This is a genomic window from Kribbella pratensis (assembly GCF_004365355.1).
In the GTDB taxonomy this organism is placed as follows: Bacteria; Actinomycetota; Actinomycetes; order Propionibacteriales; family Kribbellaceae; genus Kribbella.
Map to the genome: position 1 here is coordinate 1,337,677 of NZ_SODP01000001.1, position 15,492 is coordinate 1,353,168.

Below are 15,492 nucleotides of genomic sequence, written 5' to 3' on the forward strand. Positions count from 1 at the left end.
GCATGGCGATGCACGAGTGGGAGATCTACGTCGTCTATTCGCGTTCGATCCGTGGCGAGCGAGCATCTTGCTGGTCGCAGGGGACAAGGCCGGTCGGTGGAAGGCTTGGTACGACGAGGCGATTCCGCTCGCGGAGCACCGTTACGAGATCTACCTGAAGCAACGACAGGCTGACGAGGAGGGCGATCGGTGAGCGGGTACGTGAGCTGGCGAGACATCCGTGGTCGGGAGGTCGCGCGTGCCGGTGGCGAGGATGCTGTCGCGGCCGGCAAGCAGGAGCTCCTGGCGGAGGTCCAAGGACACCGCCTGGCGGAGATCCGGCGCGCTCGCGGTCTGACTCAAGCTCAGGTCGCCGAGCGGATGGGCGTCACCAAGGGCCGGGTCTCGCAAATCGAGCAAGGCAAGATCTCAGGGCAGGAGGTCCTCCTCCGCTACGCGGCTGCGCTCGGCGGTCGGTTGCATCAGGCAATCTATTTCGACGATGGCGACATCGCCGCGATCGCCTGACGAGAACCCCGTTGGGCGGTTAGGCTGTGATGCATTGCATGGAGTAGATCAGGGGTAGATCACCCGGCTGCTTACCGGGAGGGCGCAGGTTCGAGTCCTGCCTCCATGTCTCTGCTGGAAACGGGGGTCCTATGTCGGAGGAAGCACGCGCCACAGCCTCGGCAGGGTATGCGATCGGCCGGCTGGAGCAGGCGCTTGAGCGTGCGCTGACCTCCGACGATCTCGCCGTACGCCGACGTGCGGCCGCCCGGGTCGATGCCTGGCGCAACGTGCTCGACGGGATGGCGTCCGGGCGGCTCACCGTTGGATCGCGGACCCCGGTGGCGAACACGCCGGCCTGGGTCACGCTCGAGGTGGCGCACGGCGGGTTCGCGACCGGCCGCTATCTCGCCGAGGCGCCGCTGCGTGAGGACGAGCTGGCACGAGTGCCGGAGAATGCGCCGGGGGAGACCGACCGGGAGCGGCTCAACCTGTGGTTCTTCGGCGATGAAGGGCTCGCGGAGCTCGGTCGGGCGCTTCGGAGCGGGAACTACCGGATCGACGTGCCGGAAGAGTCGGCGCTGCTGGTCGTGGCCTGGTTGCTCGAGCGGGAGCAGTACGCCGCGGCGCTCGACCTCACGTCGGAGCTGCGTCCGCTGATGCACCGGCTCCGGTTCACGCCGACGTTCAGCCCGTCGTCGACGCCGTCCGGCGCGGTGGTCCGGCTGCAGCCGGTCGCCGAAGTTCGCAGTACGTTGCGGCAGGCAACGGTACGGCCGCCGATAGCTGCCATGCTGGAGACCCTGCGGGTCTGGAACCCGCTGTACGACCGGCTGGTGGCGCTGTGGTGCGACACGGTCGACGACGAACTGCCGGAGCTGACCGCCGACGGCGCGGTCGTCGGTGGATGGCCCTGCCGCGTCTGGCCGGACGACTGGGTGGAACGGCGTTCTCAGTGGCTGGACGAGTTCCACGCTGCTGCCGAGGTCCATGGCCGTCGGCCTCCGAAGAGCAACTTCGCCCGGCTGCAGGCGGCGCTCGAGCGTTGCCCGTCCGACAGTTCGGCGCTGAGCGGTCGTGAGGTCGGCTGGATCCGGCGCGCGCTGGCCAACACGATCCAGGCCCACGGCGCGCCCGGATCGGAGGCGCGGGCGGCCTTGCGTGCGACGCAGAACGCCGTCGCCGCGCGGCCGACGTACGCGACCTTGGCACACGTGCTGAGCTGCCGGCTGGATCGGTTCCCGGATGACGGCGGGCTGCCGACGCTGGATGCGATCGACGGTGAGGTCACGACTGACGAGGTCCCGGCGGCGGCAGGCGCGGTCATCCCGGCGCACCTGCTTGCGAAGGCAGCGCGGGCGCTCGAGGCTCCGATCGGTGAGTTGGTGGATCGCGGCGTCATCAGCTCGGGGGAGGTGCTCGCGCAGGTGCTGCCGCAGATCACGTCGCAGTTGCTCGCCGCCAACATCGAGGACCCGTCGCTGGCCGCCGCATATGCTCAGACCTACGCGGCCTTCCGTCGTCGGCGGAGCCTGTTGCTGCTGAACCTTGAACACCAGGTGCGTTTCGACGAGCTGCCCTGGATTGCCGCCGTCGCGCCGTACCGCGATCGGCGTGTTCAGGCGACGCGGGCCGCGGCGCAGTCGCTGCGTGAGACAACCGTCCTGGCTCTCACCGCCTTCCCGCAGACGATCCTGCCTAATCCGCTCGTGCGTGAGCTGGGCGCGCTGGCGTCTCAGGCAGACCTGAAGCTGCCTCTGGTCGAGGAGGTGGCTGCTGACATCTTCATGGGGACATTCACCGAGAAGTGGCGTGCCGCGGCTGCCGTGGCGAGTCGGGTGCTGTCAGGGACGCTGTACGCGCAGTACTACGCCCTTCCCGCCGCGTGGCCGGCTCGCGAGCAGCGGCGGTACAAGCGCTGGGGCAAGGCGACCGCAGACGACTTCGCAGAGATGTGCGCGCAGCGCGCTCTCGAGGCACACAGCGGCGGTGGTGGGCACGTTGCCAAGAACGGAACGGTGCTGGAGCAGAGCCAGATCCTGACCACGCACAATCTGGCTGTCCTGATCGACGCGCTGCAGCTGACGGACCGGCTCCGGGAGGTCGCGCCGGACCTGTCCGACCGTGCGTTCACCTGGGCAGTGCAGCGTCAGACCCAGCCGCGGGCTACCTGGATCACCGAGCTGCAGGGGATCAAGAACACGGCGTATGCGTGGCGGCAGGCGATCTTCTACCTGAGCTTCTGCGACCAGTCCGCGCAGAGTGACGTGCTGACGAGGCTGGGGGAACGGTCCGCCGTACTAGGGCCACGGTTTGCTCCGGCTGTTGCGGGGCTGCGACATGTGGCCGCAGGAGATCGCTTCAACGCGGAGGGCAGGACGGCGCGCGGTGGCCGTCGTCTGCTCGGCTGGAGCGCCGGACCGCATTGGCTGGCCCGTTCTGTCCCGTGAGGATGTTCACGTCTCGGGTGGTCGAGTTGACACGGTCGGTGAGGCGGGCGAAAGTTAGGCCTGCCTTAGTAAGGGTTGCCTTACTCGACAACTTCCCGGGAGATCTGGATGTCGCAGCCCGCGCGCCTGACCGCGCTGCCAACACCAGTCCGCGACCCGTTCAGCGGCCGGTGGCCGCTGGCCTCGACGGTGACGGATCGGGAGCGTGGACCGTTGCCGCACGGCTCGCCGGGAGCGGTACTGCGCCGGACCGCCGAGGTGCTGGGTGAGCCGCGAATCCCGTCGACAGGCGTGGGGGAGTCGGCCGCGCTCGACCTGGTCGCGGGTCTGCTGGACCAGAACGGCGTCGACCTGAGCCACCCGCACGCGGCGGCACACCTGCAGCCGCCGGTGCTCCAGGTCGCGGTGGACGCGGACGCACTGGCCTCCGCCTCGAACGCGTCGATGGACACGTACGACTCCGGTCCGGCGACGCTCGCGATCGAGCACTGGGTCGTGAAATCGCTGGCCGACCTCGCCGGATTCGGCCCGGAGGCGGACGGCGTACTGACGCCCGGTGGTTCGATCTCGAACCTGCTCGCCGTCCTGATCGCCCGCGACAGCGCGGCCGCCGCGGCGGGAGTCGACGTACGGCGGAACGGCCTGCAGGGGGTGGAGCGGCCGGTCGTGTTCTGCTCCGAGCTGGCGCACTTCTCCCTCCAGCGAGCCTGCGCCGCCCTCGGGCTCGGCGAGTCGGCGGCGATCACGATTCCGGCCGACGAGAACTTCCGCATGCGCACTGATCTACTCGCCGACGAGCTCGCGAAGCCCGGCCGTACGCCGGTCGCCGTGGTCGCGACTGCCGGTACGACGGACTTCGGATCTATCGACCCGATCGCCGACCTCGCGACGCTGGCCCGCGCGTACCGGGTCTGGCTGCACGTGGATGCGGCGTACGGGTTCGGGGCGCTGTTCTCCGAGCGACTGGCGCCGCTGCTCGCTGACCTCCCGCTGGCGGACTCGGTCACGCTGGACCTGCACAAGATCGGCTGGCAGCCGGCCGCGACCAGTGTGCTGCTGGTGGCCGACCGGACCCGGTTCTCCGCGTTCGATCGGTCGGTGGACTACCTGAACCCGGCCGACGACATCGACTCCGGGCTCGACGGCCTGCTCGGACGCAGCCTGCAGACCACCCGACGTCCGGATGCGGTCAAGGTTGCCACCACGCTGACGGCGTACGGGCGGTCCGGACTGGGCACAATGCTCGACACCTGTCACGAGCTCGCGCATGCCGCCGCGGCCCGGGTCATTGCCGACAGCAACCTCGAGTTGCTGGCGCCGGTGACCCTGACCACGGTGGTGTTCCGGGTCGCCGGGCAGGGGCTGGAGGCGTCCGCTGCGGATGCCCTCCAGGGCGAGGTCCGGCGCCGGTTGCTGACGTCGGGACGGGTGCTGATCGGCCGGACCAAGCTGCCGGCCGGCGGCGGCCGCCCGGCAGCGGTCGCGTTGAAGCTGACGCTGCTGAACCCGAACGCCACCGCGACGGACATCGAGGATCTGCTCGACCAGGTCGTGGCCACCGGCCTCGACGTCCTGACCGGTGAGGGAGCGGCGTGAGCATTGCTGTCGTAGCGCACTTGAACGCAATCCTGCGGTGTTACACGCGCGAGTCGTCCGTGCCGGTCGCGGTCGGGCCGTTGACCTTCTCGGTGGGTACGGCGACGGTCACCGCGCAGGTGGAGCATGCGTCGCGGACGGGGTTGCATCAGTTCACCGACGTGCGGGTGGACGGCGTACCGGCCGTTCCTGAGGACTTGGTGCGGCTGCTGTCTGCGGATGCCGACCCCGCGGAGGTCGATGACCTGGCGGCGCGTACTGCGGAGTCCGTGCGGAACGTCTCACGGTTTGTGGATGAGGCTGACGGCGAGCGGGGCCCCGGGCGCTTCCTGGAGTTCGAGCAGGCGTTGCTGTTCGGGCATCTGAACCACCCCGCGCCGAAGAGCCGGGACGGGCTCAGCGGTGCCGAGCTGGCGGCGTACTCGCCCGAGCTGGCTGGTCGTTTCGCACTGCACTGGTTTGAGGCCGACGCCGAGCTGGTGTCGTCGGACCAGGTGGTCGGTGCGCCCTCGCTCCAGGGGCTGGACGCCGTGCAGCTGATGGGCGAGCTGGCCGGTATCACTCCGTCGTCGGGCCGGGTATTGATCCCGGCTCATCCGTGGCAGGCCGCGGCCGTGGTTTCGCGACCGCGGGTCGCCTTGCTGATCGCGTCGGGGCGGGTCAAGGCGCTGGGGCCACAGGGTGTGCAGTGGTATCCGACGTCTTCGCTGCGGACCGTCTTCCATCCGGACCTGCCGGTGATGCTGAAGCTGTCGCTCGGTCTGCGGATCACCAACTCGCGGCGCGAGTCGACGCCGACCGAGCTGCGGCGCGGGTTGGAGATCAATCGGCTGCTCGACGCGGCGTACAACGCGGGTACGGCGACCGCGCACCCGCGGTTCAGCATTGTCAGGGACCCAGCGTGGGTTGCTCTTGACGAAGGGGGGCCGACGTTGACCGGTCTTGACGTTGCTGTGCGGGAGGTGCCGGCAGACGTCAACAGTTATGTGTGTTTGGCGGGTCTGGTCGCGCCTCGTCCAGGCGAGGTCAGTCGGCTGAGTGTGTACGCCTCGGACGACCCGGCCGGCTGGGTGGCGGAGTACATCGACAACGTGCTGATCCCGATGCTTCACCTGTACGCCGAGACGGGCATCGGGCTCGAGGCGCATCAGCAGAACACGCTGGTGCGGCTCGACGGTGCGGGGCGGATCAAGGGCGGCGCCTATCGCGACAACCAGGGTTATTACCTCGCCTCGTCGTACCTGCGTGGTCTCTTGGCGGTGACCGGGTTGGGCGACTCGACGCTCGCGGTGGTCGATGACCCGATTGTCGACGACCGGTTGACCTACTACCTGCTGCACAACCAAGCGCTGGCTGTTGTGGGCTGTCTGGCGGCGGATGGGATCGCTGACGAGGCTGTGCTGCTCGGCGTAGTGCGGGAGCGACTGACGCTCGCGCTGCCGTTGCTGAAGGCCGCTGGGCCCTCTGGGGACCGGTTGGCGCGGCGCTGGCTGGAGGCAGACACGCTGCCGTGCAAGGCGAACATGCTGACCAGGCTGCGCGGTATCGACGAAGTGGTAGCGCCGCTGGACGCCCAGTCGGTGTACCTCGACATCCCGAACCCGCTGCGATGAGGTGTGGCCTAGAGCCGGTCCTCCACCTGGACGACGGCTTCGACCTCCGCCCGGCCGGCGCCTCCGACGCGGCGCGGATCGCGCTGTGGATGGCGCAGCCGCATGTCCGGCAGTGGTGGCACCAGGACTGGTCGGTCGAGCGCTGGGCTGGGGAGATCAGTCGGCAGGCGTCGGGGGAGCACTCGATCCCTTGTGTGGCTGCCGTCGACGCGGAGGACTTCGGGTACGTCGAGCTGTACCGCGTGCGCCATGACCACCTGGCGGAGTACTACGCCAGCGGCGAGCACGACTGGGGCATGCACCTCGCCATCGGCGATGTCACGCGGGTCGGTCGTGGGCTGGGTCGTCGGCTGATCGGTGCGGTCGCGGATGCGTTGCTGCGCGCCGATCCGGCGTGCTCACAGGTGGTGGCTGAGCCCGACGTACGGAACACCGCGTCCGTCCGTGCGTTCGTCGCGGCCGGCTTCGTCCAGCAAGGGGAGCTGCAGCTGCCCGAGAAGACTGCAGTACTGATGATCCGCTCGCGGACTCTGGAGGAATGACATGTACGACGTGATCGCGATCGGTTGTGGGCCGTTCAACCTCGGGCTCGCCGCACTGGCCTCCGAGGTGGACGAGCTGGACATTGCGGTACTGGACAGCAGGCCGGAGTTCACGTGGCACCGGGGGCTGATGTTCTCCGACGCGATGCTGCAGGTGTCGTTCCTGGCTGACCTGGTGTCGCTGGTCGAACCGGCGCACCACCTGTCGTTTCTGTCGTTCCTGCGTGCGAATGACCGGCTCTACCAGTTCTATGTGCGGGAGAAGTTCCATCCGACGCGGCGCGAGTACGAGACGTACCTGCGGTGGTGTGCTGCCCAGCTGGAGTCGCTGCACTTCGGTCACCACGTGCGTGACGTGGTCTGGGACGGGTCGGCGTTCTCGTTGACGGTCGAGCGCGGTGAGGCCGTTGAGCACTTCGAGGCCCGGCATCTGGTGGTTGGCGTCGGCACTGAGCCTTTTGTACCCGCTGCGCTGGCTGGACTGCCTCCAGAGCGGTTCCTGCACTCGGCGGACTACCTGTACCGGCGTGACCATCTGCTGCGCGCCGGTCACGTGACTGTTGTCGGCTCGGGTCAGTCCGGCGCTGAGTGCTTCCTGGACCTGCTGCGAGCTGACGGCCCAGCTGTGTCGTGGCTGACTCGTACTGGGGCCTTCACACCGCTGGACTACTCGAAGCTCGTGCTCGAGATGACCACACCGTCGTACGTCGACTACTTCCATGCTTTGGACGAGCCTGTGCGCGATCGACTGGTAAAAGAGCAGTGGCGCCACTACAAGGGCATCTCGTCGGAGACGCTGGAGGAGATCCACGACGTCCTCTACGCCCGGGACCTGAGCGTCAGCCCTGCTGAGCTACAGGTCGGCGTCGGCGTCGTCTCCGGGGTCACCCGCGCTGACCGTCTCGAACTGACCATGCTCCACACCGACAGCGGCAAGACGTTCCAGCACACCACCGACGCCGTAGTAGCCGCCACCGGCTACCGCAACCGCCCGCTGCCGTTCATGGAGTCCCTGCAGCCTGCGATCCAGCACGACGCCGCCGGCCGCTGGGTGATCAACCGCGACCACAGCGTTCGGGCGGCTGATGCTCTCGCCGGTCGTCTCTTCGTTGCGAACGCCGACCTTCACTCGCACGGCGTGGCAGCGCCGGACCTGGGCATCGGTGCCATCCGCAATGCAGGCATCCTCAACAGCATCGCCGGTCGCGAAGTCTTCCGCCTGCCGAAGTCGACCGCCTTCACGACGTTCGCGATCCCCGGATGAACGATCTCTGGACTCGTTGCTCCGCAGACCTGCTGGCAAAACTGATCTCCCAGTTCTGCACGGAGGGTTTGCTAGAGCCGATCGACAACCGCTTGGAGCTGGGTAAGGCGTCGTACACCTTCGAGGCGACCCGTGGCGGGTTCGGCAGCTGGCGGGTCCAGGCCGGGTCGATCCGCCGTACCACTGCCGGCATCCTCGGCAACGACGAGAGCGAACCCGCCGTCGACCCGGTGCAGTTCTTCGTCGAGGCAGCCGACGTACTGGGTCTCGACGGGTCGACGGTTGCGGGGTACGTCGCCGAGTTGACGAACACGCTGGCGGCCGACGTACGCATGGCTGCTTCTGCAGTGCCGGTGGGGGAGTTGCTCGACCTGCACCACAGCCGCCTCGAGGGCCACCTGACCGGCCACCCGCTGCTCGTCGCCAACAAGGGCCGCCTGGGCTTCTCCGCCTCCGACAGCGAACGCTACGCCCCAGAAGCCCGTACGCCGCTGCGCCTGGTGTGGCTCGCCGTACGCCGAGGCCTCGCCGAGTTCCGCGGTACGCCGGACCTCTCCGAACACGCCGTCATCGCCCGCGAACTAGATGTTGAGACTGTGGCGGCGTTCCGGGGCCGGCTGGACGACCCGGACGCCTACGTCTGGCTCCCATGCCACCCCTGGCAACTCGACCACGTCGTCCGCACCCAGTGGGCTCGAGAACTAGCCACCGGCGAGATCGTCATCCTGGGTGAAAGCCCCGACGAGTACCTCCCCACCCAATCCATCCGCACGATGGTCAACATCACCAACCCGACGCGCTACCAGGTAAAACTTCCCCTGAAAATCCTCAACACCTCCGTCTACCGAGGCATCCCCTCCCACTGCACTCTCGCCGCCCCCATGCTCACCCAATGGCTCCGCGGCCTCTGGTCCCGCGACGAGGTCTTCCAGCAACTCGGCACCGAACTCCTAGGCGAAGTAGCATCCGTCACCGTCCCCCACCCGGAGCTCTCAACCCACCCCGGCATCCCCTACCAATGGACCGAAACCCTCGGCACCATCTGGCGCGACCCGATCGACCCCCGCCTGCGCGACGGCGAATCCGTCTGGCCTTTAGCCGCCGTCTTACATCCTGGACTAGCGGAGGAACTGATTGCGCGCTCCGGAGCCGCCCCCCAAACCTGGCTGAGCTGCCTCCTCTCTACCCTCTTCCGCCCCTTGCTCCACCTGCTCCACCACTACGGCATCACCGTCAACCCCCACGGTGAAAACCTCGCCATCATCTGCAATTCTCAGGGCATTCCAGTTCGTCTGGTCATTAAAGACCTGGTCGATGACATCAACCTTTCAAGCGACGAAATATCGGTGCGTGGGAATGCTCCTGATGCGCACTCCAGAGTCCTTCCAAGAAAGTCTTGGAACGTTCTCAGGCAATACATTGTCGACGCCCTCTTGATAGGTGTCATGAACCCACTCGCCAGTCAGAGTCACATCCCCGAAGCAGCTTTCTGGTCCCTGGCCCGAGCTGAAATAGGCCGCTATATGGCTGCGCATCCGGAGTACGCCGCCCGTCTGGCCGCCACAGCCTTTCTCGGCGAGTCCTTCGGCCGCTACCCCCTGAACGGCTACCGCCTGACCCTTGGCTATGCCGACCTCGACACACGTCCTCCAATCCCGTCCACCGGCACCATCCCGAACCCGCTCCACCTGCCGTAGCCGGTCCCTTTGTGAGATTGACTGTTAAGACGGTCGCCGATCTCTTGACACGCCTCAGCGTGAAAGCGGTACAACACATCATGCTTTCCGCGCGGTTCCGGCCACTCAGGGTGGCAGACTTGACACTCACTGCTACATTCGCTTCACTCTGCAAGGTCGGCGATTCGAAGGTCGCCTGGATGGAGTGCACGGGGTGACGCTTGTCGAGCGTGCTGCGGCGGAACTTTCGCCCGCAGATCATGGTTCGCCGGAGACCGACCTGAGTGACGCCGAACCGGCCGCCCTGTCGCACAGCCGGCCGGCTGTCTCAGGCCTGAGGCTGGGGCTGCTGAGATGGACGCTCAAGAAACGCCGGCATCGGCTTGCGCGCCACTGGAACGACACCACACGGCATCCTAGGACACCGCGGCTCCCTGGTGATCCGTTGTCGGTCGGGCAGTGCGGGGTCAGCTCGGCCTGGCTGATGCCCAGGCTCCGTCGGTCCTGGCGATCTCAGGCTCGTTACTGCTTTGGTGACGTCCGGTTCGGCGCGGACAAAGAGATCGCGGCGTTCCATTGCTGGGTCGAGATAGGTGACGAGGCGTCGCCGCGGCGTTTGGTGATTGACCTGACTTTCGATCAGTTCGACCAGTTCAGCCGATTTGAAAAACTATCTAACCGTCCGGTGCTCTGTGAATATTACGGCGACCTCACCAATTGGTCGATCGAGTACAAAGCGAACAGCCGGAGAAGCCTCGAGGAATTGCGTGGCGACTCGGTCTGGGACAGATACACAGCGCTTGATCAGGCTACGAGCCCGGTCTGGCGCAAGGCATTTCGAAGCCTCCATCAGGCGATGGCAGTCCGGTCCCGATCGGTGACCACCCAGCAGCAAACGTCGTCGGGCGCCGCCGGTTCTGAATCCGTGGGGTCCACGGCCGCCTGAGCGCGGCTCTCTTTGGTGATGTGAGGTCGAGCTGACATCACCAATGGTCTGACAGGAGACAGCTCGCTTGTCCACCATTGCCTCGCGACCCGAGACGCTTCTGCTTGGCGGCCGGGTCGGTCCAGTGTCCCGCCCCTCGCTCGAGGACTGCCGAAGGAACAGTCCTGAGTTCGCCGACCTACTGGCCAATGCCGCCAGCGAGTACGAAGTGCCTAGCCGGGCGCTGAGCGTCCGTACCCTCTTGCATCTGCCACGACTGACTCGATCGGACGGCACCGTGTCCCGGCGGAGTGTCGAGACCGAGTTGCACCGTCACGCCGTTCGGCTCCGAGAGGATCAGCGGAGCGTCGGTGAGCTGATTCCGCGGAATCGGTTCGACCTGTCTGATCTTCGGTTCGTCCGGCTCACGAACAGCGTCGCGGACCCAATCTTCGGCCGGCTCCATTACCTGCGGAATGCTCGTGCCGGGTCTGTCAACTTTGCGCTGGTCGAGCCCCTGAGCCGGCGTCCGGTGACCTTGTGCAGTGTGTCGCCGTTGGAGTGGATGCGGGTCGCGCGGCAGTTGCAGACACAATTCGATGTACCACTCGGTTCGGCCTGGGACGTGTCTCGGGTGTACTCGTTCGACGTGGCTCCCGCCAACGCGATCTCATACCTGTTGGGTAAGCTCCGGTCGGCGATTCGGCAGGAGTTGCCGAGCGTGCGGGTGCTGACCACGGCGGTCGACCCGAATCTCGGCTTCACCGGGTCCAGCTACCGCTCTGCCAACTGGCAGCAGTGGATGTCAATCACGGCCAGGCCGTACCTGTACGTCGATGGCCTCTACGCGAGCCCTCGCCAGCTCCGGAACCGCTTCGGCGGCGCCAACCTCGCCCAGCTCAGTGCCGAGAATCGCGCGCATCGATTCGAACAGAGCCGCTTCCGCCTGCTCGACTCAGTGATCTTCTGCAGCCGGGTCCGTGGTGAGACCGAACAGGTTGCCGCCGGCGAGTACCGCCTCCTTCGGCGCTGAACGGTCAGCAGGGCCTGAGATGTGATCTGGCGAGTAGCTCGTCAACGCGTTTGCGGTCGGGCATAGGGTCCGGCAGCGGAAAGTCGCTCGCCGCGCAGGACATAGCGGCTGCGGCCCAGACGGCGACTTCGTCGGTGAATCTTCGGTCGTTGTCGATCAGGCGGGTTGCGAGGGCGGCGCAGAAGGCGTCGCGTGCAGCGGAAGCTTCCTTGTAGATCGACGGGATGCTCGGGACGCTGAAAGGCTCGTCGAAGGCTTTCGAGTAGATGGTGCAGCCGCCGTTAACCAAGAGACAGAGGGTGTCCAGGCCGAAGACGAGCAGGCTGCGAGCAATCGGATCAGGGTCGAACGGAGCGGGGGCCGGCGGCGCGAAGGAGGCGAGTTCCCAGGCGTGCGCGATCAGGTAGTCGATCCGGGGAAAGGCGTCCCAGGAGATCCCCTTGTCCGAGTAGGGCTGACCTGGCGTGACGATGACCAGCGGTCGGCGGACCGGGACGCGGTGGACAACTTCGAGCGTGTGCTGCACGACGTCGCGTGGTACCTCGAAGGTCAGCAGCAGTACGTCGGCCGCCGCTAGCTCGTCGTACCGCTCATCGATGTCCCTGGCCTCGATGCAGACCTCGTTCTGATTGCGCCAGTTGATGGCGATGCTGTCGCCCATCTCCTGCTCGAGCACACCGGTGAAAGGGGTCTGGGAGCGCCGGACGCGTTTGATCAGCGAGGAGTCGACGCCCTTGTTCTCGACGTAGTGCATGATCTCTTCGCCGAAGGCGTCATCCGCGACCGCGGCGATCAGCGACGTCTTGAGTCCCAGACGGGCCGCGGCCACCGCCTGAGTCAGCCCCTTGCCTCCGGGTGACCGCTCGAACCCATGCGCCTCGGTCGACGTCTCGGGCGGCGGCAGCCCCTTGATGCGGAACTTCACGTCCATCACGGCGCCACCGACGATGATGACCCGGCCGGCTGCCGAGGTTTCTGGTACTGACGTCCTGTGAAGCGTGAGCTTGGTCGACCTACCGGCTGGTGGGTCATCGGCGCGGATGAGTTGGCCGGCCAGCTCCTGCAGGACATCGAGCTCGATGGAGCCGCGAAGAGCCCGGTCGCTCGGAGCGGCGGAGCGCGGATATTCGAGGGCGTCATGCAATTCGTGCCAATTGGCCAGCAGGGTCTCCCGACGCCGGCCGAGCGCGGACTTGTACAGCGAGCGCTGGAGTCGATCGCCGAAGGCTTCTGAGAGCGCCTCGGCGTGCAGCTCGAGCGCCAGCATCACATCCGCTACAAGTCGTTGGGAACCGTGAAGCCGCTCGCGGACACAGTCGGCGACCAGCGCGACCACGGCCTCGGCCGGGACTGCGTCAGCATGCCCCGCGAAGTGGCGTCCGGCAACCAACTCTCGCAATGGTGCGGCCAGGCCGGTTCGGTCCGAGCGGAGACGATCGGCCGTCAGGCCAGCACGGGTACGGAGTTTCTCGAGAACGTTGGCGAGCATCAGGACGTCGGTCGTCTGCTCGGCGCCGGTAGTGGTCATCGGACGGTGCCATCTCCTTTACCGGGGGCGCCGTGGCCCGGGTGCCCACGGCGCCGTTCCATTGGTTCGTCAGCGCTGTTGAGTTGTCTTCGACGGCCGTTCCCCTGGGCCTGCCTGGAGATCGCCGGGGCCGGCGGTGGTCGGGGTGGAGGTGGTTGGTGCGACGGGGCTGGGGGCGACGGTGCTGTCGACCATGGCGACGATGCTGTAGACGGTGAAGCAGACAGCCGTCATTGCCAGTGCGCCGAGGAAGATGAGGACCTTCCTCCAGTTCTTGGCGATCGCGAAGGAGAAGGCGAAGATCAGCAGCAGTGCGAGTGCTTGGTTGCCGTCCATGGTGTCCCCTCGATTCTTGATCTCGCGCGTTCGACAGCTCCGGGGTTCCGGGCTCTGCCGAACCGCTGGCGATGCTGGTGGCATCTGGTCTCATGGTCAGCCCGTGCAGTTGAGATCGGCAGGGGCGAGTTTTGCCACCAAATGGGGAACTTTGGCACGTGCAGATGACGGCTTGATCAGCCACGGTTGCCAATCGGCCGACCGGTGGCTGCCAATTGGCAAAGTCAGTCGTCGTCCGGGAAGAGCTCGTGATATTTCTTGTCGACCGTTTCGCGGAGTGGGTGAGCGGGTGCCCGGTGGTAGGTCTCCGCGAAACAGGCCATCGCGGCGGCTGCCCAGTGGATGTCTTGGATGGTGAGCTCGGCGTGGTCTGCCAGTCGCGCGGCCAGCGCGGCACAGAAGGCGTCGCGGGTGATCGAGGATTCTCTCAGGTCCGAAGGCGGGGCCTCGATCGATTGTTGCGGCTTGCCTTGCCGGTAGACGGTGCCGCCTCGGTCGACCAAAAGGCAGAGTGAGGGCAGACCGAGGCTCAAGAGCTCGTTGCTGAGCAGTTGGGGGTCGTACATGGACTCCTCGGAGAACGCGAACTTTTCGAGCTCCCACAGGTGCGCGACGAGGTAGTCGATGTATCTCAGTGCCGAGCTGAGCAGATGGCCGTCGGCGTAGGGCTGTCCTGGCGTCACGATCACGAGCGGCCGCGTCGAACTGGAGTTGACGAGACTGAGCGTATGTCGAAGGACGGAGAGCGGCATCTCGAAGGTTAGGAGCAGTACGTCGCACGACTTGATCGCGTCGGCCCGCTGATCGATGACCGAGCTGTCCAACTCGACACCGTCGCGCCAGACGACGGCCGAACTGTTGCCCGCGGGCAGTTCGAGGATCCCGGTGGCCGGTGTTTGGAGTCTCTCCTGGTCGGAAGGGTTGGGGATGGTCCTGAGCAGCGAGGTGTCAACACCCTCGCGCATGAGGTGCGCCTTGATCTCCTCGCCGGCGCCGTCGGCGGCTATGGCCGCGATCAGCGAGACGTCGAGATTCAGGTGAGCCGCTGCGACTGCTTGGCTGAAGCCCTTGCCGCCGGGTGAACGGATGTAGTTCATCGCCATCGTGGAGGTGGCCACGTCGGGTATCGATCTGATCCGCCACAGGTGGTCCATCGCGACGCCGCCGATGACCACAACCCTTCCGGCCGTGGCCGAACGGGCACCTGGTCCTGCTGGTGCCAGTGGTGGCTCGTCCGGTTCGATCAGCTCGACGACCGGAGCAGGATCCTCCAGCAGCTTGGCGAGCCGCTCGAAGACCTCGCCTTCTACTCGGTCGCGAAGCGTGTGCTCACCCGGTGGATCCGGCGTCGAGGTGGCGCCGTGGGCATGGTGAAGCGCTTCCCAGTGCTCGATGAGCGTTTCGCGACGCTTGCCTAAACCTCCGCGCTGCAGCACGTACCGGGCACGGCGGGAAATGTCGTGGTCTCTGTAGAGGTCGAGGTAGATCCCGAGGTTGAGGATCACATCGGCGATGATGCGGTCGGTGACGGATTCGAGTTGCGGGACGTGTTCGATGACGACCTCGACGGCGGCCGCTGCCGGTTTGTTCCCGCTGCGTACCGCTTGGTTCTGAACGACCGGGAGGCGGAGCAGAGCTGGGGCGGCGCGCGCGGACTGAAGGTGCTTGGCTGTCAGTCCGTCGAATCGCCGGAGTGACTCGAACACGGACACCAGGATGGACGGCTCGGCCGGTCCTGGGCCATCAGTCTCGGACATGCGCGCGCCCCCCAGCACAGCGAGGTCAACATGTTCATTATGCGGTTAACCGCGCTAGTCCGCCGTCCGGTCAGCGCGTCGTCGGATCGAGCAGGCGATTGATTCACTTCAGGGAGCTCACCCAGCGGGTGGCTTGTGTGGCTTGGGTTAGGCGGCGTTCGAAGGTGGCTCCTACGGCGAGGAGGATCAGGCCGGCGGTGGCTACTGGCAGGGTTGGCCGGAGCCAGGTGCCGTGGGTGGTGGTGATGATGGCGGAGGGGAGGCCGGGGGTTGGGTGGATCCAGCT

At 66.5% G+C, this 15,492-nt stretch carries 13 protein-coding genes and 1 tRNA gene; 11 read left to right on the forward strand and 3 right to left on the reverse strand.

Annotated features, from left to right (window positions below):
* Positions 1-16 precede the first annotated feature (16 nt).
* The 11 genes from EV653_RS06245 to EV653_RS06295 all read left to right on the forward strand — a co-directional run bounded on the left by EV653_RS06245 (position 17) and on the right by EV653_RS06295 (position 11,585).
* The gene (locus EV653_RS06245) at positions 17-193 is read left to right on the forward strand and encodes a type II toxin-antitoxin system RelE/ParE family toxin (RefSeq protein WP_202871494.1); all 177 of its coding nucleotides are present in this window, start codon (positions 17-19) and stop codon (positions 191-193) included.
* Entirely contained in the window at positions 190-507 is a 318-nt protein-coding gene (locus EV653_RS06250) for a helix-turn-helix domain-containing protein (RefSeq protein WP_134098810.1), read from the forward strand. Before EV653_RS06245 ends, EV653_RS06250 begins: the two co-directional genes overlap by 4 nt.
* A gap of 37 nt (positions 508-544) precedes the next feature.
* Positions 545-616: transfer RNA gene (locus tag EV653_RS06255), tRNA-Ser, on the forward strand.
* Positions 617-638: 22 nt separating this feature from the next.
* A complete protein-coding gene (locus tag EV653_RS06260) occupies positions 639-2,936 on the forward strand; it encodes a hypothetical protein (protein ID WP_134098812.1) in 2,298 nt (765 codons plus the stop codon).
* Between the two features lie 108 nt (positions 2,937-3,044).
* Positions 3,045-4,532, forward strand: a complete 1,488-nt coding sequence (locus tag EV653_RS06265) for a pyridoxal phosphate-dependent decarboxylase family protein (protein WP_134098815.1) — start codon at positions 3,045-3,047, stop codon at positions 4,530-4,532.
* Positions 4,529-6,145: an IucA/IucC family protein gene (locus tag EV653_RS06270; RefSeq protein WP_134098817.1), complete on the forward strand. Its 1,617-nt coding sequence runs from the start codon at positions 4,529-4,531 to the stop codon at positions 6,143-6,145. The genes EV653_RS06265 and EV653_RS06270 overlap by 4 nt, the downstream gene beginning before the upstream one ends.
* A complete protein-coding gene (locus EV653_RS06275; RefSeq protein WP_134098819.1) occupies positions 6,142-6,687 on the forward strand; it encodes a GNAT family N-acetyltransferase in 546 nt (181 codons plus the stop codon). The genes EV653_RS06270 and EV653_RS06275 overlap by 4 nt, the downstream gene beginning before the upstream one ends.
* Before the next feature lies 1 nt (position 6,688).
* Entirely contained in the window at positions 6,689-7,951 is a 1,263-nt protein-coding gene (locus tag EV653_RS06280) for a lysine N(6)-hydroxylase/L-ornithine N(5)-oxygenase family protein (RefSeq protein WP_134098821.1), read from the forward strand.
* Positions 7,948-9,648: an IucA/IucC family protein gene (locus tag EV653_RS06285; protein ID WP_134098823.1), complete on the forward strand. Its 1,701-nt coding sequence runs from the start codon at positions 7,948-7,950 to the stop codon at positions 9,646-9,648. Before EV653_RS06280 ends, EV653_RS06285 begins: the two co-directional genes overlap by 4 nt.
* A gap of 193 nt (positions 9,649-9,841) precedes the next feature.
* Positions 9,842-10,573, forward strand: a complete 732-nt coding sequence (locus EV653_RS06290) for a hypothetical protein (protein ID WP_134098825.1) — start codon at positions 9,842-9,844, stop codon at positions 10,571-10,573.
* A 526-nt stretch (positions 10,574-11,099) separates the two neighbouring features.
* Positions 11,100-11,585: a Mom family adenine methylcarbamoylation protein gene (locus EV653_RS06295; protein WP_134098827.1), complete on the forward strand. Its 486-nt coding sequence runs from the start codon at positions 11,100-11,102 to the stop codon at positions 11,583-11,585.
* Positions 11,586-11,589: 4 nt separating this feature from the next.
* Here the strand turns inward: EV653_RS06295 and EV653_RS06300 are convergent, their stop codons facing one another.
* The 3 genes from EV653_RS06300 to EV653_RS06310 all read right to left on the reverse strand — a co-directional run bounded on the left by EV653_RS06300 (position 11,590) and on the right by EV653_RS06310 (position 15,206).
* On the reverse strand, positions 11,590-13,113 hold the full coding sequence (locus tag EV653_RS06300; protein ID WP_134098829.1) for a PfkB family carbohydrate kinase: 1,524 nt from the start codon (positions 13,111-13,113) through the stop codon (positions 11,590-11,592).
* A 69-nt stretch (positions 13,114-13,182) separates the two neighbouring features.
* Positions 13,183-13,449, reverse strand: coding sequence for a hypothetical protein (locus EV653_RS06305; RefSeq protein WP_134098831.1), 267 nt, complete (start codon positions 13,447-13,449; stop codon positions 13,183-13,185).
* Between the two features lie 224 nt (positions 13,450-13,673).
* Complete coding sequence (locus tag EV653_RS06310) at positions 13,674-15,206, reverse strand: PfkB family carbohydrate kinase (protein WP_134098833.1); 1,533 nt, start codon at positions 15,204-15,206, stop codon at positions 13,674-13,676.
* Positions 15,207-15,492 lie beyond the last annotated feature (286 nt).